Source organism: Candidatus Mycolicibacterium alkanivorans, assembly GCF_022760805.1.
Taxonomy (GTDB): Bacteria; Actinomycetota; Actinomycetes; order Mycobacteriales; family Mycobacteriaceae; genus Mycobacterium; species Mycobacterium alkanivorans.
In genome coordinates, this window is the sequence record NZ_JAIVFL010000001.1 from 2,764,572 (window position 1) to 2,785,058 (window position 20,487).

Annotated in this window: 17 protein-coding genes and 1 pseudogene; 14 read left to right on the plus strand and 4 right to left on the minus strand. The window is 65.7% G+C overall.

Translation table 11 applies throughout. From position 1 onward, the window contains the following. Window positions 1-29: 29 nt before the first annotated feature. From K9U37_RS13620 to K9U37_RS13670, 11 genes are all read left to right on the plus strand, one after another. Window positions 30-1,079, plus strand: a complete 1,050-nt coding sequence (locus K9U37_RS13620) for an amidohydrolase family protein (RefSeq protein WP_243072135.1) — start codon at window positions 30-32, stop codon at window positions 1,077-1,079. Between the two features lie 61 nt (window positions 1,080-1,140). Further along, window positions 1,141-2,109, plus strand: coding sequence for an acetaldehyde dehydrogenase (acetylating) (locus K9U37_RS13625; protein WP_243072136.1), 969 nt, complete (start codon window positions 1,141-1,143; stop codon window positions 2,107-2,109). Further along, complete coding sequence (gene dmpG, locus K9U37_RS13630; protein WP_243072137.1) at window positions 2,106-3,146, plus strand: 4-hydroxy-2-oxovalerate aldolase; 1,041 nt, start codon at window positions 2,106-2,108, stop codon at window positions 3,144-3,146. Before K9U37_RS13625 ends, dmpG begins: the two co-directional genes overlap by 4 nt. A gap of 1 nt (window position 3,147) precedes the next feature. Then, a complete protein-coding gene (locus K9U37_RS13635; protein WP_243072138.1) occupies window positions 3,148-3,996 on the plus strand; it encodes an alpha/beta fold hydrolase in 849 nt (282 codons plus the stop codon). A 47-nt stretch (window positions 3,997-4,043) separates the two neighbouring features. Continuing rightward, window positions 4,044-5,111 (plus strand): 2Fe-2S iron-sulfur cluster-binding protein, encoded by a 1,068-nt coding sequence (locus tag K9U37_RS13640; RefSeq protein WP_243072139.1) that lies wholly within the window; start codon window positions 4,044-4,046, stop codon window positions 5,109-5,111. Between the two features lie 82 nt (window positions 5,112-5,193). Next, the gene (locus K9U37_RS13645) at window positions 5,194-5,994 is read left to right on the plus strand and encodes a 2-keto-4-pentenoate hydratase (RefSeq protein ID WP_243072140.1); all 801 of its coding nucleotides are present in this window, start codon (window positions 5,194-5,196) and stop codon (window positions 5,992-5,994) included. Between the two features lie 135 nt (window positions 5,995-6,129). Next, the gene (locus K9U37_RS13650; protein ID WP_243072141.1) at window positions 6,130-6,939 is read left to right on the plus strand and encodes a 2-keto-4-pentenoate hydratase; all 810 of its coding nucleotides are present in this window, start codon (window positions 6,130-6,132) and stop codon (window positions 6,937-6,939) included. Continuing rightward, the gene (gene thmT / locus K9U37_RS13655; protein ID WP_135423436.1) at window positions 6,939-7,151 is read left to right on the plus strand and encodes a 2-hydroxymuconate tautomerase; all 213 of its coding nucleotides are present in this window, start codon (window positions 6,939-6,941) and stop codon (window positions 7,149-7,151) included. The genes K9U37_RS13650 and thmT overlap by 1 nt, the downstream gene beginning before the upstream one ends. Continuing rightward, a complete protein-coding gene (locus tag K9U37_RS13660) occupies window positions 7,148-8,587 on the plus strand; it encodes an aldehyde dehydrogenase (RefSeq protein ID WP_243072142.1) in 1,440 nt (479 codons plus the stop codon). Before thmT ends, K9U37_RS13660 begins: the two co-directional genes overlap by 4 nt. A 445-nt stretch (window positions 8,588-9,032) precedes the next feature. Then, window positions 9,033-9,704, plus strand: a complete 672-nt coding sequence (locus K9U37_RS13665; RefSeq protein WP_243072143.1) for a nuclear transport factor 2 family protein — start codon at window positions 9,033-9,035, stop codon at window positions 9,702-9,704. Window positions 9,705-9,822: 118 nt separating this feature from the next. Continuing rightward, window positions 9,823-11,988: an Ig-like domain-containing protein gene (locus K9U37_RS13670; RefSeq protein WP_243072144.1), complete on the plus strand. Its 2,166-nt coding sequence runs from the start codon at window positions 9,823-9,825 to the stop codon at window positions 11,986-11,988. Here the strand turns inward: K9U37_RS13670 and K9U37_RS13675 are convergent. The 3 genes from K9U37_RS13675 to K9U37_RS13685 all read right to left on the minus strand — a co-directional run bounded on the left by K9U37_RS13675 (window position 11,973) and on the right by K9U37_RS13685 (window position 16,504). Next, the gene (locus K9U37_RS13675) at window positions 11,973-13,073 is read right to left on the minus strand and encodes a LamG-like jellyroll fold domain-containing protein (RefSeq protein WP_243072145.1); all 1,101 of its coding nucleotides are present in this window, start codon (window positions 13,071-13,073) and stop codon (window positions 11,973-11,975) included. The genes K9U37_RS13670 and K9U37_RS13675 overlap by 16 nt on opposite strands. Next, a complete protein-coding gene (locus tag K9U37_RS13680) occupies window positions 13,073-15,292 on the minus strand; it encodes a hypothetical protein (protein ID WP_243072146.1) in 2,220 nt (739 codons plus the stop codon). The genes K9U37_RS13675 and K9U37_RS13680 overlap by 1 nt, the downstream gene beginning before the upstream one ends. Window positions 15,293-15,862: 570 nt before the next feature. After that, window positions 15,863-16,504 (minus strand): TetR family transcriptional regulator, encoded by a 642-nt coding sequence (locus K9U37_RS13685; RefSeq protein ID WP_308197378.1) that lies wholly within the window; start codon window positions 16,502-16,504, stop codon window positions 15,863-15,865. A 100-nt stretch (window positions 16,505-16,604) separates the two neighbouring features. On the opposite strand from K9U37_RS13685, the gene K9U37_RS13690 reads away from it, so the two are divergent. The 3 genes and pseudogenes from K9U37_RS13690 to K9U37_RS13700 all read left to right on the plus strand — a co-directional run bounded on the left by K9U37_RS13690 (window position 16,605) and on the right by K9U37_RS13700 (window position 18,771). Then, window positions 16,605-17,471 (plus strand): SDR family NAD(P)-dependent oxidoreductase, encoded by an 867-nt coding sequence (locus K9U37_RS13690; RefSeq protein ID WP_243072148.1) that lies wholly within the window; start codon window positions 16,605-16,607, stop codon window positions 17,469-17,471. A gap of 31 nt (window positions 17,472-17,502) precedes the next feature. Continuing rightward, window positions 17,503-18,060 (plus strand): annotated as a pseudogene (locus tag K9U37_RS13695) (IS1380 family transposase); the annotation flags it as partial. Window positions 18,061-18,339: 279 nt separating this feature from the next. Next, window positions 18,340-18,771, plus strand: a complete 432-nt coding sequence (locus K9U37_RS13700) for a VOC family protein (RefSeq protein WP_372489519.1) — start codon at window positions 18,340-18,342, stop codon at window positions 18,769-18,771. Window positions 18,772-18,898: 127 nt separating this feature from the next. Here the strand turns inward: K9U37_RS13700 and ltrA are convergent, their stop codons facing one another. After that, window positions 18,899-20,170 (minus strand): group II intron reverse transcriptase/maturase, encoded by a 1,272-nt coding sequence (gene ltrA, locus K9U37_RS13705; protein WP_243072149.1) that lies wholly within the window; start codon window positions 20,168-20,170, stop codon window positions 18,899-18,901. Window positions 20,171-20,487 lie beyond the last annotated feature (317 nt).

Genomic DNA, 20,487 nt, shown 5'->3' on the forward strand with positions numbered 1-20,487 from the left:
CGCATAACAGTGACGAGGAATCGAGTGTGATGGCACAGCCGACGGTGCGGTCGGAGCGGCTCGCGGGTCTCACCCAGGGAATGATCGATTTTCACACCCACGCGATCGACCCCGATCTGCCCGACGTGGGGGCCGCGCACGCGGGGTGCTTTCCCCGGGTCGAGCGCACCGGTGAACGCAGCGCCCAGATTGTCCTCGACGACCGCCCGTATCGCCGCATCGACGACACCTGCTGGTCGACGGCGGCGCGGATCTGCGATATGGATCGTGAGGGCATCGCTGTGCAGGTTCTTTCCCCGATCCCGGTGACGTTGTGCCATGAACAACCCGCGCCAGGAGCCGCGGAGTTGGCGCGCGCCCAGAACGACTTTCTGGCCGCCATGGTCGCCTCGGCGCCACACCGATTCGTGGCCCTCGGCGCGGTTCCGATGCAAGACCCAGCGCTCGCTGTCGCGGAACTGACCCGGTGCGTGACCGAGCTCGGATTCGTCGGCGTCGAGATCGGCACCCGCATTGGCGAACTCGAACTCACCGATGCCCAGTTCACCCCGTTCTTCGACGCCGCGTCGTCACTGTCTGCGGTGATCTTCATCCACCCGGTCGACCGCGACCTTGATCCGCGTGCGACCAGGCTGGGGTTGGCGTTCGGCTTGGGCATGCCCACCGAAACCGCGGCCGCCGCCGCTGCGCTGCTGTCCGCCGGCGTCGTGCAGGCCGCGTCCGCAGCGCGCATCGTCCTTGCGCACGGCGCAGGTGCGCTTCCCGCCCTGCTGCCACGTCTGGACCGCGGGCAACATCTGACAGCCGCCGCCGAAACCGGCGGGCCGATCTCTCAGGCAGCGCGCCGGCTGTGGTGCGATTCGTTGACCTATGACGACGCGAGCCTGCGACTGGCGGTGCGCCGCTTGGGCGAAGACCACGTTGTGCTGGGCACCGACTACCCCTTCGCGGCGCGCGAACAACCCGCCGGCGCTGTCCTGGCGCACCTCGAGCCACATCTGCGGCAACGCATCGGCACCACCAACGCCTGCGCCCTGTGCGCGGGTCGGACCACCCGAACTGTGACGGTTGGGACGTGACAACGCTCGCCACCTCACCGAACCGACACCCCCACTGCGGGCCTGGGAAAGGATCTTCAAGATGACCACCAAAGTCGCGATCATCGGATCGGGCAACATCGGCACCGATCTGATGTTCAAGATCAAACGGACGTCAGCCGTGCTGGACGTCGCCGCCCTAGTCGGCGTCGATCCGGACTCCGACGGTCTGGCGCGGGCCCGCCGCCTGGGCATTGCCACCACCTCCGACGGGGTCGCCGGACTGATCGCGATGCCGCACTTCGGCGACATCGACATCGTCTTCGATGCGACGTCGGCCAAAGCGCATATCGCCAACGCCGAGGCGCTGGCCCCCTATGGCCGCCGGCTCATCGACCTCACTCCGGCGGCGATCGGTCCGTATACGGTGCCGCCGGTCAATCTCGAGCAGCACCTCGACGCCCCGAACGTCAACATGGTCACCTGCGGAGGGCAGGCCACCATCCCGATCGTGGCCGCCGTCGCCCGCGTCGCCCCGGTGTACTACGCCGAGATCGTCGCCTCCATCGCCTCGAAGTCAGCCGGGCCGGGCACCCGCGCCAATATCGATGAATTCACCGAGACCACCTCCGCGGCGATCGAACACGTCGGCGGCGCGCAGCGCGGCAAAGCGATCATCATTCTCAATCCCGCCGAGCCGCCGCTGATCATGCGTGACACCGTCTTGTGCCTGACCGACCGCCTCGATTCGGGGATGCGGGACAAGATCTGCGCATCCATCGACGAGATGGTGGCCGAGGTCGCCGGCTACGTTCCCGGCTACCGCCTCAAACAGCAGGTGCAGTTCAGCGACCGCCCGGCATCCGATGATGTGCGCACACTCAACCCGGACCTGCAGCCGGCCGACCGGACCCAGGTCAGTGTCTTTCTGGAGGTAGAAGGCGCGGCCCATTACCTGCCCGCCTACGCCGGCAACCTCGACATCATGACCTCGGCCGCGCTGCGGGTGGCCGAACGCCTCGCCGCCGGGGAACCCACACACCGCACCCAGCCAACGGAAGGCCTCCGATGACAGCGAACGACCAGACCAGCGGGCCCCGGGTGTACATCCAGGACGTCACGTTGCGCGATGGAATGCACGCCGTGCGGCACCACTACACCCTCGAGCAGGTCAGTACGATCGCCGCGGCCCTCGACGCGGCCGGTGTGGACGCCATCGAGATCGGGCACGGCGACGGGCTGGCCGGCACCAGCCTGACCTACGGGCCCGGGGCACACACCGACGCCGAGTGGATCGGCGCGGTGAGCAGTGCGGTCCAGCGAGCCCGCGTGACCACCCTGCTCGTCCCCGGCATCGGCACCATCGGCCAGCTCGAGCGCGCCCACGACCTCGGCGTCACCTCGGTCCGGGTCGCCACCCACGCCACCGAGGGAGACGTCGCGGCCCAACACATCGCCAAGGCCCGCGACCTGGGTATGGACGTGTCAGGGTTTTTGATGATGAGCCACATGGCGGCACCGGATGCGCTGGCTGCGCAGGCCAAGCTGATGGAATCCTACGGCGCCCACTGCGTCTACGTCACCGACTCGGGCGGGCGGCTGACCATGCACGGAGTCCGCGACCGGGTACGCGCCTACCGCGACATCCTGCAACCCGACACCGAACTGGGCATCCACGCCCATCAAAACCTGTCTCTGGCCGTGGCCAATTCGGTAACCGCCGTCGAAAACGGTGTCACCCGCGTCGACGCCTCCCTGGCGGGCATGGGCGCCGGCGCCGGCAACTGCCCCATCGAACCGTTGATCGCCGTGGCCAACATCTTGGGCTGGCAACACCACTGCGACCTGTTCGCCCTGCAGGACGCCGCCGACGACCTCGTACGGCCCTTACAAGACCGGCCCGTTCAAGTGGACCGCGAAACCCTCACCCTCGGCTACGCCGGGGTGTACTCCAGCTTTCTGCGCCACGCCGAACACGCCGCATCGACATACGACCTCGACACCCGCGACATCCTGCTCGAAGTCGGACGCCGCGGACTCGTCGGCGGACAAGAAGACATGATCGTCGACGTCGCCCTCGACCTCGCACACCAGAACGGAACCCTCTGAGATGACCGCCAACACCGACACCGCCAACCCTGCCGTCGGCGCAACTGTCGACGCCGGCGGAATCAGAACCAACTATCTGCACGCCGGCGACCCCGCCGCCGCACCGGTGGTGCTGTTGCACGGCTCCGGCCCGGGCGTGTCGGCCTACGCCAACTGGCGACTCACCATCCCCGCCCTGGCCGCCAGCCATCATGTCCTGGCGCCCGACCTCGTTGGCTTCGGCTACACCCAACGCCCCGACGGGCACGCCTACACCATGGACACCTGGATCGCCCACATCGAAGCATTTCTCGACACGGTCAGACTCACGTCGTATTCACTGGTGGGCAACAGCTTCGGGGGTGCGCTGGCACTGCGAATCGCCACCCGACACCCCGACCACGTCCAGCGGTTAGTGCTGATGGGCAGCGCCGGGGTGCCCTTCCCGGTCACCGACGGGCTCGACGCGGTGTGGGGCTATCAACCCTCGGTGCCGGCGATGCGCCGCGTGCTGGACTACTTCGCCTACAACCGCGACCTGATGACCGACGACCTGGCGACCGCGCGCTATCAAGCCAGCGTGCAACCAGGTTTCCACGAGTCCTACGCGGCGATGTTCCCCGCCCCCCGCCAGCGCTGGCTTGACGCGATGATCACCAACGACGACGCCATCCGGCACATCCGATGTCCAACTCTGATCGTGCACGGCCGCGAAGACCAGGTCATACCGCCTGACACCTCGCGGCGGCTGTTCGAGCTGATCCCCAACGCCGAACTGCACATGTTCGGAAAATGCGGGCACTGGACCCAAATCGAACACGCAGCGTCCTTCAACCGTCTGGTCGCGGCGTTCCTGGCCGACGAGCAATAACCAAACCGCCAGACCCGAGACGGCCACCGCCCAGAGGACAACTCACCGTGAAACTCTTCTCCCGCAGCAAAAACCAGGGACCGCGCACCGCCACGATCACCGGCACCAACAAAGCATTCGAGGTCCCCGGCAAAGACTCCATCCTCAACGAGGCCTTGGCCGCCGGCATCCCGTTCCCGCACAGCTGCACGGTCGGCACATGCGGAACCTGCAAATCCAAACTCGTCCACGGCAGAGTCCGCGAAATCGTCGATTCCGCCATCGCCTTAACCGCGCAAGAACTGCGCGACGGCTACATCCTGCCCTGCCAGAGCATCGCCCGCACCTCCATCGAACTCGACGTCGCCGGGCTCGCGGACATGCCCGAGCACCCCCTTGTCCACACCGGCGCGGTGATCAGCGCGCACCGCGCCCTCACCCACGACATCGCCGAGATCGTCGTGGCACTCGACCACGACCTGGAATACACCGCCGGCCAGTACGCCGAACTCAGGATGGACGGCGTGACAGGCCCCCGGTCATATTCCTTCGCCACCGCCCCCGACGACGCCGACCGGCGCCGCGCCACCTTTTACGTCCGCCACGTACCCGGAGGGCAATTCAGCGACTGGTTGTTCGACACCAACAGAGACGGCGCCCAGCTGCAATTGGCCGGCCCGTTCGGCGACCTCTGGCTACGCCCCGCTGAGCAGCCCCTGCTCTGCGTCGCTGGCGGCAGCGGGCTGGCACCGATCAAGGCGCTTCTCGAAGACGCCGCCCGCCGGGGCTGTGCGCGTCAAACGGTCCTGCTGTTCGGGGCACGGACACAGCGCGACCTATACTGCCTGGCCGAAATAGACGACCTGCGCCGATCCTGGAACGGTCAGTTCGACTTCCGCGCCGTCCTGTCGGAGGAGCCACCGGAATCGGCCTGGACCGGTGCTCGTGGATTCGTCACCGACGCCGTACACGAGCTACCGACCCAGCTCCTGCACGACAGCCACATCTACACGTGCGGACCGCCGGCGATGATCGACGCACTCGAAACCGCTATCGGCCAAATCCGCACCGGCATCGAGCATTTCTACGCCGACCGGTTCATCACACGCTACCCCGGGGCCGCGCAAACGCTGTGACCCGCGCCTACCAGCGCACAACACCAACAAGGCGGCAAGCCCCGCCGCCACTACCACCCAACCACCACAAGCGAGGCACACGATGACGACCGAGGCCCGATCGTGCGCGATCGACCTACTGCTAGGCGCGTATCGCAGCGGCGAGCCGATCGAGCCGTTGACCGAGCGCTTTCCCGCCCTGAACGTCGATGACGCGTATGCGATCCAGGTCGGCCAGGTGCAGCGGTGGCTGGCCGAGGGAGCGGTGATTAAGGGTCACAAGGTGGGATTGAGCTCTGCGGTCATGCAGCGCCAGATCGGGGTGGATCAGCCCGACTTCGGTCATCTCACCGACGCCATGTTCTTTCTGGAGTCACAGCCGATCGACTGGTCGGCGTTTCTGGCGCCGAAGGTGGAGCCCGAGATCGCGTTCGTGCTCGGCAAGTCGCTGGCCGGGCCGGGGGTCACCGTCGCCGAGGCGATGGCAGCGGTGGCGTTCGTAACCCCGGCGCTGGAGATCATCGACTCGCGCATCCGGGACTGGAAAATCAAACTGGTCGACACCATCGCCGACAACGCATCCTCGGGCGCGGTGGTGCTGGGCAGCACCGCAGTCCCGCTGGCGCAGGTGGACGTGCGGTTGGTCGGCGGGGTGCTGCACCGCAACGGGGAGCTGGTGGGCAGCGGCGCCGGCGGCGCGGTGCTGGGCTCGCCGCTCAACGCGCTGGTCTGGTTGGCCAACACCCTCGGACCGCGCGGAGTCGTACTCGAAGCCGGTCATGTCGTGCTGCCCGGCTCGGTCACAGCGGCGGTGCCGGTAACCGCGGGCGATGTGGTCACGGCGGCGTTCGGCGGGCTGGGCTCGGTTACGGCCAAATTCACAAAAAACGGCGGAACTCGATGACGACCGCAAGTCATGGCTCTCGCACACCATCCTCGCCGCCCGTCAGGCCGGGCAATCCCGACCCAGGCGCACCGGCCACACTACGGCGACAACGGGCGTGCACGCACGCTCCCGGAAGAAATGAGGTAGGTCGTGATGAACGCCCAACAGGAACGCCAGAGAAGCGACGTATGGGATGTGGCGCGTGCAGCAGCGGTGCTGTTGGACGCGGAGGCTGCGCGTGTTGATCGCGGCCCGATCACGGCCGAGTGGGCTGGGTTGGATCTGGACACTGCTTACCGGGTGCAAGACGAGATCTTGTGTCGCAAGGTGGAGTCCGGGCAGCACATCGTCGGAGTGAAGCTCGGGCTGACGTCGCGCGCCAAGCAGCAGCGTATGGGGGTGGACTCGCCGTCGACGGCGTGGCTGACCGATCGGATGGTGCTCCCCGTCGGCGCGCCGCTGGTCATTGAGCAGCTGATTCATCCGCGGGTGGAGCCGGAGATCGTGTTCGTGCTGGGCGAGCGGCTGGCCGGGCCCGGCATCACAGCCGCGCGGGCGATGGAGGCGGTATCGCACGTTTATGGCGGGCTGGAGATCATCGACAGCCGCTATACCGATTTCAAGTTCACCCTGCCCGATGTGGTGGCCGACAATGCCTCCTCGGCGTTGTTCGTGATCGGGGGTGTGGCTCGCAAACCCGACGAAATGGACCTCGCGCTGGAAGCGTGCCTGTTGGCGGTGGACGGTGAAGTCGTCGACTCCGCCACCGGCGCCGCGGTGCAGGGCCATCCGGGGGAGGCATTGGCGTTGGCGGCCAACGCGCTGGCCAAGCGGCAGCTGGCGTTGGAGCCGGGCTGGGTGGTGTTAACAGGCGGCATGACCGACGCCGTGTTCGTCGAACCGGGCAGTCACGTCAGCGCCGACTTTTCCAACCTGGGCTCGGTCACGTTGAGGTGTCAGTGATGCCGTTGGTGGAGATCACGCTCGCCGAGGGGCGTCGTCCTGAGCAGATCCGGGCGCTGCTTGCTGAGGTGCACTCTGCGGTGCACCGGGCGATCGGCGCGCCGGAGGCCAATATCCGGGTGGTGGTGCGCGAAGTCCCGGCCACCCACTGGTCGGCCGGTGGGGTGACCCTGGCCGAACGCGCGGCGACAGCGAAGGAGACGAAACCGTGACGGAGTTTTTCGGGCACATCATCGACGGGGCGGAGGTCAAGTCGGCCTCGGATGCGACGTTCGCCTCCATCGACCCCTACACCCGCCAGCAGTGGGCCGAGATCGCTTTGGGTGACGCCACGGATGCCGCCCGCGCGGTGGCCGCGGCGCGGCGTGCCTTCGACGAAGGACCGTGGCCGCGGCTGGGATACGGCGAGCGCGGCCGCATCCTGCACCGGTTGGCCGACCTGATCGAGGCGCACGCCGATGAGCTCGGCATGGCCGACACCCGCGACATGGGCAAGCCGATCAGCCAGTCGCGGGGCAACGACGTGCCCCGCGCGGCGGCGAACTTCCGGTTCTTCGCCGATCACGCGCGGCTGGCCACCGCGGAGGTCCTGCCCATGGACAGCGGCCACCACACCTACACCCGCTTCGAGCCGGCCGGGGTGGTGGCGGCCATCGCGCCGTGGAATTTCCCGCTGATGCTGGAGACCTGGAAGGTTGCCCCGGCACTGGCGTGGGGCAACACCGTGGTGCTCAAACCCGCCGAGGACACCCCAGTTTCGGCCACGATTCTAGGGCGGCTTGCGCTCGAAGCCGGTATGCCGGCGGGGGTGTTCAATGTGGTGCACGGCTACGGGCCCGACTCTGCCGGGCAGGCGCTCACCGAGGACCCCGAAGTCGACCGGATCACCTTCACCGGCGAATCGGGCACCGGCCGGGCGATCGCCCGGGCGGCGGCGGGCAACCTGACACCGGTCAGCTTGGAACTCGGCGGCAAAGGCGCCAACGTAATGTTCGCCGACGCCGACCTCGACGTCGCCGTCGAGTGGTCCATCAAGGCGATTTTCACCAACACCGGCCAGGTGTGTCTGGCAGGGTCGCGGCTGTATGTGCAGCGCGACATCTACGACGAGTTCTTGGGTCGGTTCACCCGAGCCGCGCAGGCGATGGTGGTCGGCGACCCGAAGGACGAGGCCACCCAGATCGGGCCGCTGGCCTCCCAGGAGCACTACCGCAAGGTGCGCGGCTACATCGACACCATTGAGTCCGAAGGCGGCTCCATCGTCACCGGTGGGCTCGGCGAGGGCGGGGGCGTGCTGCCCACCATCGTGACCGGACTGGGCCAGCAGGCCCGCTGCAGCCGCGAGGAGATTTTCGGCCCGGTGGCGGTGGTGATCCCATTTGACACCGAAGCCGAGGCGATCCGGCTGGCCAACGACACCCGCTACGGCCTGAACGCGATGCTGTTCACCGACAACGTGCACCGCGCCCACCGGGTCTCTGCGGCGCTGCGGGCCGGCACCGTATGGGTCAACTGCTTTTTCATCCGCGACCTGCGCGCACCCTTCGGCGGGGTCGGCGACTCGGGCATCGGCCGCGAAGGCGGCACCTTCAGCCGCGAATTCTTCACCGAACCCAAGGCCGTAGTCATGCAAATCCAGCCCGGCTGAGCCCGGCCGGCCGCCCGATGCTCCGACCCATCGCCCAGCCTGCCCCAAAACGAGAAGTCACGCCTACTGGCACCCACCCCGCGGCCAGAAACGCACAAAGCACCAAACCCGGATGACCACGCATCCGAACCGTTTAGCAAGAGCGGCGAGTAAGAACTGACCCGCCTGGCGCTGGCCCTCGCCTGGGGTGGACGACGCCCACTTCAGATGCTTTGCCAGCTGATGTTTCCCTTATGGGAGGCCTCGACTTTTCGAGGCTGTCAACCAAGTTTGCGAGCCCAAGTTTGCGAGCCACCGTGACAACGGTTTTCAGCCACGAAACGTCATACAGATCGGAGATCTACGGAAGTGTCATCTTGATTCGGACAGTTTCGTTCGAATCGATCCAATAATGTTGGCATACAGTCACTTCGGGCATGACAAATAAACCCGGAACGGACAGAGAATGCTGAAGCTGACAGGACGCTACGGCGATGGCTGGCTTCCCCTGTCGATCATGATCTCCGATCCCGAGGAGTACGAAGCCAAACTCGCGAAGATCCGCGCCGCCGCACGCAATTCAGGCCGCGACCCCGTCGCCGAAACGCTGGCGCACAGCCGGGTACCTGGCTACTCTCGCGGAATGTACCACAGGTTCGTGCGCCGGCAGATCCGTCGTGGCTATGGGCTGATCAGCACCGGCCAATTCGATGAGCTCGTTGCCCAGTTCGCGCCGGACGCGCTCTTCTCGTTTCCCGGCGACCACGCGCTCGGCGGCGAGTTTCGAGGGCCGGACGCCGTCCGTGCCTGGTTCGCAGAGGTGCGGCGGCTGTTCCCGGATTTCCGGCTGGAGCCGCGGCGCATCGTCGTCGAGGGAGGTCCCTTGCACACGCGCGCCGCCACGTGGTTCGCCGTTTTCGGGACGTTTCCCGACGGGACGCACTATCGCAACGAGGGTGCGCAGCTCCTTGAGCTACGGCGAGGACGCGTGCAGGAGGACCGCCTGTTCGAGGACACCAAGGTCGTCATCGACGCGCTTGATCGTCTACGCGCACTGGGAATGGACCCCGGGGCAACGCTGGCCCGAAGGCGGAGTCCCCATGGGTCTGAGCAACAACCGGGCTCGACGTCTGACTGATGATGCATACAAGTTTTCCGCTGAGGACCGCATACTCTCTGCATTTAACGATGAAGCCCATTGTGGCACAGTGTGATAGCGAATACTACCGGTAACCCTCCATATTCGATCCCGCCGTATGGGTCCATCTCGCAAGCAGCGCCGCCGCCTCGCGGCTGCTACGCCGCTCATTCTTGAGCTGGCCGAGGGCAGCCCATCATCCGGCCCGCCCGAGCCCGAGGTCATCGCGCGCCCCGAGGCACGTCCGCTCGATGACGCCGCCACCGCCCGCCTGCTCGCGCGACTGCCGGCTCCGCTGGAGCCGCCCGCCACATCGGAATCCGGGTTCACCCCGCGCAAGGAGGCACTGCCGCGCCCGAGACCCGGCCGTGTCGTTGAAGTGCCGTTTCCGCCGCCCGCTGGCGTGGATGGTGACCCGCAGCGCCCCGGCGCAGCGGCAGGCATCCCGCCCGCACTCGAGGTCGTGCGTTACCAGCCCGACGGCGAAGTCGACCTCGCTCGGGGGGTCTCGATTACGTTCTCCGCGCCGATGGTCGCCCTCGACAGCGTTGATGCTGCGGTGGTCATGGAGCCGCCCGTGCGGCTGGACCCGCAACCACCCGGCGAGTGGCGCTGGATGGACCCACGGACCCTCGTCTTCGTGCCGCAGGGCGCGCGAATGCCGATGGCGACGGCCTACCGCGTCGAGGTTCCGGCCGGGACCAGGTCCGCCGCGGGCGCAGCGATCGCGCGGGACGTCGCGTTCGGCTTCGCAACGCCCGCGCCCCGGCTCGTCGCGCGCCATCCCGAGGGAAACCGCGTCCGGCCCGACAGCGTGATGCTGCTCGTGTTCGACCAGACGGTGGATGCCGGGACGGTCCTCGCGTCAACGTCGATCACGGCCGGCGAGCAGGTCTTGGACTTTCGTATCGCCACTGCCGAGGAGATCGCCGCGGATGCCGTCGCGGCGCAGGTGGCAGGTGTGCCGGAGGGGCGCGCTATTGCCGCGCGCCCTTTGGCGCCGTTCCCGTTCGACACGACCTGCTCCGTGACGCTCCAACCGGGGGTTCGGTCACTCGAAGGACCGAGGGCCACAACGTCGGCGGTCACCTGGGATTTCGCAACGCCCGGGCCCTTCCGTGTGCACGGCCTGCAGAAGGACTGGCGTGGCCGGAACCCTGTACCGGGCGCCACCTGGGTCATCGAGCTCAGCAACCCAGTGGACCCCGCGTCGTTCGAGGAGGCGATGGTCAGCGTCGAGCCGCCGGTGGAGCGGCTCGTGGCGTCGGTCTCGGGGTCCTACGTCCATGTGGCCGCGGCCTCGCTGGCGGGACAGTGCTATCACGTCACGCTGGACCCGGCGCTGCGTGACGTGTTCGGCCAGACGCTCGGGCCGTCGGACCCGGTGCGGGTGGATGTCGGGCAGCCGGCGCCGCGGCTGTCGATCCTCGGCGGCAATCACGTGATCCTCGACCCGAAGGGCCTCCCGGTGCTCGCGGTGCGCACCATCGGCATCAACCGGGTCCGGGTGCGGGTGCATACGGTGGGCCCGGACGACTGGACGGCGTGGCAGGAAACCGAGCGGCGGCGCTGGTCAGACGATGCCATCAAGATCCCCGGCGAACGGGTCGCAGAGCTCGTACTCAACGTGCCCGGCGCCGGGCAGAGATGGGCCGACGTGGAGGTCGACCTGGCCCCCTGGCTCGACGGCGGGCTCGGTCAGTTCATCGTGTCCGTCGAGCCGAAGGATCGGATGTCGAAGCGGGACCGGCGGCGGCTGACTGCCGCGTCCTGGGTCCAGGCAACGCGTCTCGGTGTGGACTCGCTCGCGGATGCGACCGCGCTGCGGGCGTGGGTCACCGATCTCGCGACAGGCGCACCCTGGCCACCGGCGACGGCCGCGTCGCGCAACGCTCGGCCACCACCAGCGGGCAAAAGACCATCCTCAACGCTCTCGACCTGCCTGAACCGCCCCGCTACCTCGACTTCGCGCCCACCAAACCAACGGCGAATCCGCCGACTGACAACCACACCCACCAGAACCGGGTCGTGTAGTAACACGACCCAACCTGGCGCTTCCCACGTTTACGCAGGTCACACCACAAATCATTGGACTCGTGTGCCCACGATCTCCGGAAGTCGGGTCAGTGGGGAATTTCGGCGAGCGCCATCACTCAACCAAAGAATGAACACCAAGGGGGTCAATTTTCGGCCGCCGCTGACACCTCCGTCGTCGGGGAAGAAGATGATCGCCAGCGCGGGTCAAGTGGCGGTTTCAGAATCCGGTCGCTACGCGGTCCGATGATCGCGTTCGGGTCCACAGTCATCGGCCTTGCCGAACATTCTGATCATGGCCTCGACCTTCGGATCACAGTCGAGTCCGGCAAGTTCGCTCGTGATCAGCTTCCAGCATCGCGATGATTTGAGCTTTTTTGTGCGGTCGTCTTCGTCGGGTTGCACACCGATGAGTCGCAGCCAGGTGACCAAGTCGGAAATGGCTTGGCGCATCTCCGGGGTATCGATGTCATTGGTGGCCCACAACTCGGCGTAGCGAGCGGCGAGTTCACTTGTTCGTTGTCGTGTCTCCGGACCCTGGGCTGCGATCTCTCGCACAGACTGATTCACGGCATCGCGCATCGCCGTGGTCAGCTGCTTGGCGCAATCGGGATACTTCGCGAACGCCGCGCGCATGCTGTCGACGTAGCGCGCCCAGCAATCTGCGGTTTCGTTGTCGATCGGACGGCCGAGAAATTGGTTGCGCACCCGGTTGGGGTCGAGGCGCCAGACCTTCACCTCGTCGATGTCCCCGGTCCAGGGATGTTGACCGTCGAGCGTGTTGCCGATGCTGATTCCCTTGGGCCCCACTCCCGGAACCCCCGACAGAACCGGGTGCCGGACGACTTCCGCTCCTTCGATGATCAGCCGCATCTCCGACAGACCGTCGTGCTCCCACATAAAGCGAACCCATTGGTCATTCTGCATTCGGAAGTTGGACACGACCCAGTCCCATGAAGGACCGTATGCGACGGGGTCGCCACGGAATTTTGCGCCGATATGTCGCTGGTATTCCCCGATATGGAAGGAGTTGTCCGCGTCGATCAGGGTCGCACCGACCCGGGCGAAGGCGACCGTGTTGACGCGGGCTACGAATTCGACGCGTACGCCCACGAGCGGCCCCCAGCCGCTGTTTGGTTGGATCACGATCCCTTTGCGTTCCGTTGCCCAAAACCTCCATGCACCTGAACCGGGCGTGGCGCCGTCTTGCCGGAAGTTCGATGGATTGAGTGCGGCGGTCGTGCCGTGGCTGTCGTAAATCGACAGATCCGTGGCGGTGCCGTTCCATTTGTAGGTGTGATGGCAGATCAGCTCCCACAGGGCGTCCACAGACATTACTGACTCTTCCCCTTGGCAAACGCGTTGATGAACTCCGCCCAGAACTCCGGGAACTTCAGTCCGGCGCGGCGGGTCTGCGGGTCGTTGGTCACCCGCTGTCCCCAACGGCCGGTGTAGCCGATGTGGCCTTGAGTGCCGGGCCAAAACACCTGGCGGACTTTTACATTCGGGTCTGTTCGGTTGACTCGCAACGAGTAGAGGCGATCCCCGACCTTATGCTCGAGTGCGGCTTCGTTGGACAACGCCGTCTGCCAGGAGAACTTGTCGACGGTCGATTCACCATTCGGCGGATCGATGCCGGCAGGATGCACGATTGCCCCGAACGAGGCTACGCCTGGCTCGTCCTTCGGCGGGAGATCGAATTGGTCCGGTGTCCTCGTTCCGACTCCGTTGAAGCCACCACCTCCGCCGGCGATGTACTCGGTCACCGCCCAGATGATGTTGATGACGAATTTCGTCCAGAACACTTCCGGATCGTCGACCCATACGTGGTCGGCCGCTTCGTCCTGTGCGTCCTTGAGGTCCTCGTAGCTCTTGCCCAGTGTCTCCGTCGCGCCGCAGAACGCGAAGGCGGGGTCCGCAGGGGCGAAGAACGGGACCGGTACCGGGAGCGGGGACCCGGCCCCATAGATGCTGTGCGTTCCCTTCGCGACGAAGAGTCTGGGATGAGCTCGTTGAACCGTTTCGCCTTCTTGCATCGCGCGGCGTACAACGTCGAGTGTGTTGAAGTCGAACGTGCTCATGTTCACCCGCTCCTCGCCTCCGCGAAAGCCGGTGTCGCCGACATTGCGGCCGGTGAGCCCGATCGTGGTCGGTGTGTAGGTGACCGACGGCGGTCCGCCCGCAGTCGCAGTCGTGCTGCTCTCCACGAGTATTGCTATGCACGCCCATTCGCCCGCATAGCTGCAGAACTTCTCGGCATGGTCGTCTGGCGCGCAATTCTCGAGCGGTTCGTCGTGTCCCGGGAAGAACAAGTAGTAGCAAATCAGTTTGAAGTTTGACCCGCCCGCGAAGTGAGCTTTGAAGACGTCTTGGAAATTGGCCGGACTGTTGTCCGCCGCCATCAGCTCGCGCAGCCGTGCGGCGTCGAACACTTCGGCGTGGTACCAGAATCGACTGCCTTTCAACAGCGGATCTGCCCCCGCTGAGTTGTACAGCTGTTCTATCCGGTCGAGATCCGCGAACCGGAAATCATTCGCTGGTGCGGGTGGCTGCCCCCAACCCGAGATGTCGAGAAAGCGTTCGTCCTTCGGATCCGGGACCAGAAACGGGAGTGCGCCACCCGGTCCCTGCTGGCCGAGAAACGTTCCGGCCTCGCCATCTTTGGCGGAAATCATTCCGTGATCGATGATCGGTCCGATCGGGCCACCAGGTGGATGCCAGGAATCGCGCGAGGTGAAGGGATCGACGGTGTTCCACAGTGCACAGCGTTCGAGATACCGCTTCGCGTCGGCCGGGAAGAAGCGCTCGCCGGGTGCAAAGTACAGGATCGGCTCGAATGCCCGGATGAGTTCGTTGTCCGGCTCGTACACGACCGATTCAGGTGAGTGCGGGGTAATCGGTGCCTGGGTAATGACCTCGAGCACAATCGCCAGGGCGCTTTCGGCGCCGGTCCACGACCAGCTGATCGACGGCTGCCCACCTGTCCGGTCTTGAGTCTGCAGCGTTGCTGATTTTCCGAGGAGTCCTTGGTTCGGTGATAACTCATCGATCTCGGCGAAACCTGCGCCGGGCGTCACTGGATGCGCCGGTTGGGCCAATTGCAATGCGAGTATCAATCCGCCGACGGCGATGTTGGCCTGACTCGCCAGCGGCAACGGTGCGGTCAAGTTGGTGGCGGCCGCCGCGGTCGCTTGCGGATGAACGGTGAGTGCACCGGACCCGTTCGTTCCGCTTGAATCAACGTCGCCGTACTCGAAAATCGACCACGCACACAGATCCTGGGTTTGAAGCGCCCCTGCGCCGTCCCGGAACTCGAAGCGGACCGTCCCGGTTGCTGGTGCGGCACCAATCTGCATTGCCCTGAAACACGTAAGCCGAAATTGGCCCGTATTGCCTGTATCGACTCTGTCCCAGGTCAGTCCGTTACCCGAAGCGGAGGGGATGCCCGCGGCCCCGACGCCGGTGTTGGCGCTCAGTACGAACGCGAGAATCAAACTTTCGGCGGCAGGCGCAATGCTGTTCGTCGTGTAAACGGAGTTGTTGTTGGTGTTCATGCCTGATGTGAGATCCGTACGCGACACCGCGAGCCTCCCGAATTTCGGAGTCGATAACATGACGCTATGCGCCCGCGTTCCAATCAGGGGGGTTATTGGCGAGATCAAGCCGACGAAAGTAACCCGCTCGCCACCTACACGGCGTGCACGAATTATCCTGCGCGCCAATAGGGCAGCGAGGGGCTGAACCTGACGCCCAAGCTCGCGCCAGTTCGCCGCGATCCTCCTGCCGAGGTCCGCCCGCGGGGTCGCCGGTGGTCAATTGATCGCGAACCCATCACGAGGCGTATGCGCGCATTACGCGCGAGCTCTTCCGGTCCGCGAGAAACGTCACTACCGTCAACCCGGCCTGGACTGGCACGCTCGAGCCACGCTCGCCGCTCCGTGCCTTCGACAAATGCCTCTGGTGGTTCAGTGGGGGTAACGCTGCTACCGCAGACTCCGCAGATCGGCGACTTATCCAGGCGTCCAATCAGATTCGTGCGGGCGGCTGCGGACCCCCACGGCCGCACTGGATCGTCATGGATGGCGCGGTCCGCAGCTCCCCTCCGGGTACACATCGTGGTTGGATCAGGTGTCGGAGCTGCCGGCGTTGGCGGGCCGGACCCCGAGGGCGTCGACGAGGGCGATGAGAGCGTTCATCCGCCTCTCGAACGCGCGACGCGCCCGAGTTGGTGCGTCTATCAGACTGCCGAGGTCCTTGAGCCCGTCGGTAGCGGCAACTAGTAATGCGGCCAGGTCGTTGGCTTCGATGGTGTCGGGTAGGTCTTCGTCGGCTTGGGCCTGGCTGACGAGGCTGGCGAGCAGGCCGACCCAGGCGCGCATGTGGTCGCGGACCAGATCGGTGACATGGGGAATACGGGACAGATCGCGGGTGAGCCGGGAAACGCTGAAGGCGCTGGGGTCATCCCGATGAATGCGCACGAGTGCCCGAGCCACGAGGCGCAGCTGGTCGATCGCACGGGGTTCGGCGCTGATCGCCGCCTGGACAGAGTCAATCCACTGGTGCTGTTTCTCCTCGATCACCGCCAGTGCGAGTTGTTCTTTAGACGAGAAGTGAAAGTAGAACGCTCCCTTGGTTAAGCCGCTGCGCGTGATGAGTTCGGCCATCGTGGTCTCGGTGTACCCGCGCTCGGCGAATACCTCGGCTGCAGCCTGGAGCAAGAACGCTCGCGTGGCCGCGCCCTTCGGCGTGACCGGCGTGGATGACACCCGGCGAACATAGCACAAACCGACCGTGCGGTAGCTCTGGACATACCGAACGGGCGGTTTTATTCTGGGACCACAACAAGGTTTAGAAAGGTGCCGGGAAATGAACTACAAAGGCCAACGTGCGCTGGTGACGGGCGCCTCCTCGGGAATCGGCGCGGTTTTCGCACGCGAGCTGGCCCGCCGCGGCGCCGATCTCGTCCTGGTAGCCCGCTCTGCCGACAAACTGGCCGCTTTGGCCGACGAACTGAGCGCGTCGTTTGGCGTTGCCGCCGACGTCGCGGTCGCCGATCTTGCCGCGCCGTCGGCGGCAGATGGCTTGGCTGCCGACTTGCGCAGTCGCGACCTGCAGATCGACATCTTGGTCAATAACGCCGGTTTCGGCCTGTTCGCGCAGCTGGATCAGGCTGATGCCGCTGTGCTGGCCGATATGATCCGTGTCAACGTCGCCGCGCTCGTCGATCTGACGCGCCTGTATCTGCCGGGCATGCTCGACCGCGACCGCGGAGCCGTCATCAACGTGGCATCAACAGCGGCGTTTCAGCCTGTCCCCTACATGGCGGTCTACGGCGCGACCAAGGCTTTCGTGCTCTCGTTCACCGAGGCGCTCTGGGCCGAAACCCGCGGCACCGGCGTGCGCGTCACCGCCATCTGCCCAGGGTCCACCGAAACCAGCTTCTTCGACATCGCCGGTGAAAACGCCCAAGTCGGCCAACGCATTCCCCCGCAGCGCGTTGTGCACGCCGCCCTTCGCGCCGTGGACCGCCGAGCCAGCACCACGGTGACCGGCGGCGCGGGCAACTGGCTGCTGACCAACGCCCCACGGCTGGCACCGCGACAGTTCGTCGCACGCATGGCCGCGCGCACCATGCGTCCCGCAAAGTCGCGCGAACACGTATCGCAGAAGCGCGGCCAGCACACGGGCCTACAGGCCTCACCTGAGAACACAAAACAAGCCTTACGCGACTGACTTCCTACTGCAAGGCCTCAAGACGAGGGTCGCGGTGGAAGACCCCGACACCGGCGCGCTGATCTCTAATGCCCAGGTCGCCGAAACGCCCTACACCCTGACCGTGCGCGGCCATGGCCGCGTCACCGCCCGGCTGGTGGTGCGTCGGGTCAAAGATGCCCGCTACCCGGACGCGTTGTTCCCGGTGTGGCGGTATCACCCGTTTTTCACCAACTCCGACCTGCCCACCGCCGAGGCCGACATCACCCACCGCAAGCACGCGATCGTGGGGACCACCTTCGCCGACCTGATCGACGGGCCACTCGGTCATATCCCCTCCGGGCTGTTTGGCGCGAACTGCGCCTGGCTGGCCTGCGCGGTGATCGCGCATAACTTGCTGCGCGCCGCCGGGACGCTCGCCGGCGGTGAGCACGCCGTGGCGCGCGGCGCGACCCTGCGCCGCGACCTGGTCAACGTGCCCGCCCGCTTCGCCGCGCCCGCACGCAAGCCGATGTTGCACCTGCCAGCGCAATGGCCATGGCAGATCGGGTGGAAAACCCTGTGGGACAACATCATCGGCTACCCGACTGCGCAACCCCGTGCCGCCTGACCCCACCGGCCAATCCCCTGTCCACCCCGCCCTCCCAGGCCCAGCCCGAAGAACCTCGCAACAAGGAAAAGCTGGTGCAGGCCAGCGGATCACTCATGCCCACACCATCCCGAACCGCCCCAATCGTGCCGAAATCAACCCCGCGACGCCACGAAATCACTGATCCACGGATTCAGGCTAGAACCCGACTCCGTGACGGGTTGGCGGCCGGCACATCGGGTACTCGATCAGTAATCGACTTCGAGGAGGTGCGCGTTGCCCGTTCTCAACCATCACATCGTGGCGACCCGTGACAAGGAAGCGACTGCCAGGTACTTCAGTGAGGTTCTGGGATTGGACGAGGCGCTCAAACTCGGTGAGTTTGCAGTGCTCAAGGTCAGTGGTGACACCACCCTAGACTTCCGCGACACCGACGCCGATGACTTCGACCGCCTGCACTACGCCTTCCTCGTGACCGAGGCGGAGTTCGATGAGATCTTCGGGCGGATTCGCGAGCGTGGCATCGAATACTGGTCCGACCCGATGCACCAGGATGCTGGTCACATCAACAACTGGGACGACGGCCGCGGGGTGTACTTCGACGATCCCAACGGACATCGTCTCGAGATCATCACCCGCCCGTACGGCAGCGGGGGCACCGAGGCGCAACATCCACATCCGTTGGTGGCCCCGACCATAAGTAATACGGATGGCCGCAATGATTTTCACTGACCCCCAGTGACAGTCCGCCCACCCGCGCTCGACAAGCGAGATTGTCCCGGGTCTCGTAGAACTTGGTGAGTAGCGGGAGGGAACCTCCCCCTCCCGCTCTCGCAGGACCGGACGTGACAGTCTCCTGTCATCCGGCCCCCACAGTCCGGCTGGAAGTGAGCGCGATGAGGTGCCAGTGGGCGAAGAGCGTTGGCTCCCGCTTCCGGGCATCCCGCAGCCAGGCCCACGCCTTGTCGGGCCTGCCGCGCAGTCGTTTGAACTTGTGCATGGCCCATCGGACGAGGTGCTCGTCAATGCGCAATGCGAGGAAGCCCAACTCGGAGCGGTAGAAGGCTCCGTAGTAGTTGATCCAGCCTCGCACCTGGGGGTTGATGTCCTCGGCGAGGCCGGACAGGTCCGTGCCACTGCGACGTTTGAGATGCCAGGCCCTTATTTGCTGGCCTTTCGCCTTTCTTGCCTTGGCGCTCATGGCTGGCAGGAAGTTCACGAAGAACCCCCTTCGGCCACGGACCAGGTGACTCCGGAAGGTGTAGCCGAGGAAATCGAAGCTGGTGCGCTCGTAACTTCCTCGGCGCTTCGTGTCTTTGCAGTACACGATCTTCGTCTTCTCAGGGTGCAACTCGAGACCGACGATCCCGAGCCGAGAGGCGATGGCGGCCCGCAACGTGTGGGCCCGTTCCTCGGTGTCGCAATGGGCGACGATGTCATCCGCGTAACGCTCGAACGGGCAGTCCGGGAACTCCCGGTCCATCCAACGGTCGAACGCGTAGTGCATGAACAGGTTGGCTAACAACGGCGAAATCGGGGAGCCCTGTGGGGTTCCCTTGTCTCGTGCAACGAGGGTCCCGTCCGGCATCTGCATGGGGGCCTTCAGCCACCGCTGGATGTAGAGCAGAACCCATCGCTCGTCGGTGTGGTGAGCGACCGCTTTGAGTAACAGATCATGGGGAACGCTGTCGAAAAAGGCCCGGACATCAAGGTCCAAAATCCAGTCCTGGCGCCAGCAACGCCTTCGGGTCACGGCCAGCGCGTCATGGGCCGAACGGCCGGGACGGTAGCCGTAACTGTCACGGTGGAAGATCGGCTCCAGCTTCTCCTCCAGCAGCATCGCCGCTGCGGTCTGCGACACCCGGTCGGCCGTGTTCGGCACGCCGAGGATCCTGACCCCCGCCCCATGGTCCTTCGGTATCTCCACCGCCCGGACCGACCCCGGCATGTAGCTTCCCGAGGACATCCGATTCCACAACTTGTAGAGGTTGTTCCTCACGTCGTTGCCGAACTCGGCGATGCTGACGGCGTCCACGCCCGGCGCCCCGTTGTTGGCCCGGACCTTCTCCCACGCCTCAAAGACGAGGCGCTTGGGGATCTCAAACGACTTCACCTTCGGCTTCGGTCCCACCGGCGGCTCCTCCCCCTCAGGGTTGACCTCCGGCTGACCGTGGTCTGCCCGGCCCCTTGGCTCCGGCCCCATTACAGGGCCTTCATCGCTACTACGAGCCGGCCCGCCCCTGTGCCCCGCGTCGGTACTCTGCCCCTCACGGTTTTCGCCGCTTGGGGTCCTCCCTCTCGCCGGCCGGGTGGCTGAACAAGCCCACATGAACGGCCGAGTCGGTATCGGGACGACAGGTTCTCCTGTTCCATGCCAGCGCCTGCGACGAGCTCACGCCACCTATACACCGAGCACCGCCAGGCCAGCACGCAGGCCGCCGCCTGGCT

What these genes read in the sequence shown, in the direction of transcription:
- K9U37_RS13690 (WP_243072148.1), top strand. Translation starts at nt 16,605, where the DNA reads ATGAACTACAAAGGCCAACGTGCGCTGGTGACGGGCGCCTCCTCGGGA.
- K9U37_RS13650 (WP_243072141.1), top strand. Translation starts at nt 6,130, where the DNA reads ATGAACGCCCAACAGGAACGCCAGAGAAGCGACGTATGGGATGTGGCG.
- K9U37_RS13680 (WP_243072146.1), bottom strand. Translation starts at nt 15,292, where the DNA reads ATGAACACCAACAACAACTCCGTTTACACGACGAACAGCATTGCGCCT.
- K9U37_RS13665 (WP_243072143.1), top strand. Translation starts at nt 9,033, where the DNA reads ATGCTGAAGCTGACAGGACGCTACGGCGATGGCTGGCTTCCCCTGTCG.
- thmT (WP_135423436.1), top strand. Translation starts at nt 6,939, where the DNA reads ATGCCGTTGGTGGAGATCACGCTCGCCGAGGGGCGTCGTCCTGAGCAG.
- K9U37_RS13635 (WP_243072138.1), top strand. Translation starts at nt 3,148, where the DNA reads ATGACCGCCAACACCGACACCGCCAACCCTGCCGTCGGCGCAACTGTC.
- K9U37_RS13670 (WP_243072144.1), top strand. Translation starts at nt 9,823, where the DNA reads ATGGGTCCATCTCGCAAGCAGCGCCGCCGCCTCGCGGCTGCTACGCCG.
- K9U37_RS13625 (WP_243072136.1), top strand. Translation starts at nt 1,141, where the DNA reads ATGACCACCAAAGTCGCGATCATCGGATCGGGCAACATCGGCACCGAT.
- K9U37_RS13645 (WP_243072140.1), top strand. Translation starts at nt 5,194, where the DNA reads ATGACGACCGAGGCCCGATCGTGCGCGATCGACCTACTGCTAGGCGCG.
- dmpG (WP_243072137.1), top strand. Translation starts at nt 2,106, where the DNA reads ATGACAGCGAACGACCAGACCAGCGGGCCCCGGGTGTACATCCAGGAC.
- K9U37_RS13620 (WP_243072135.1), top strand. Translation starts at nt 30, where the DNA reads ATGGCACAGCCGACGGTGCGGTCGGAGCGGCTCGCGGGTCTCACCCAG.
- K9U37_RS13675 (WP_243072145.1), bottom strand. Translation starts at nt 13,073, where the DNA reads ATGTCTGTGGACGCCCTGTGGGAGCTGATCTGCCATCACACCTACAAA.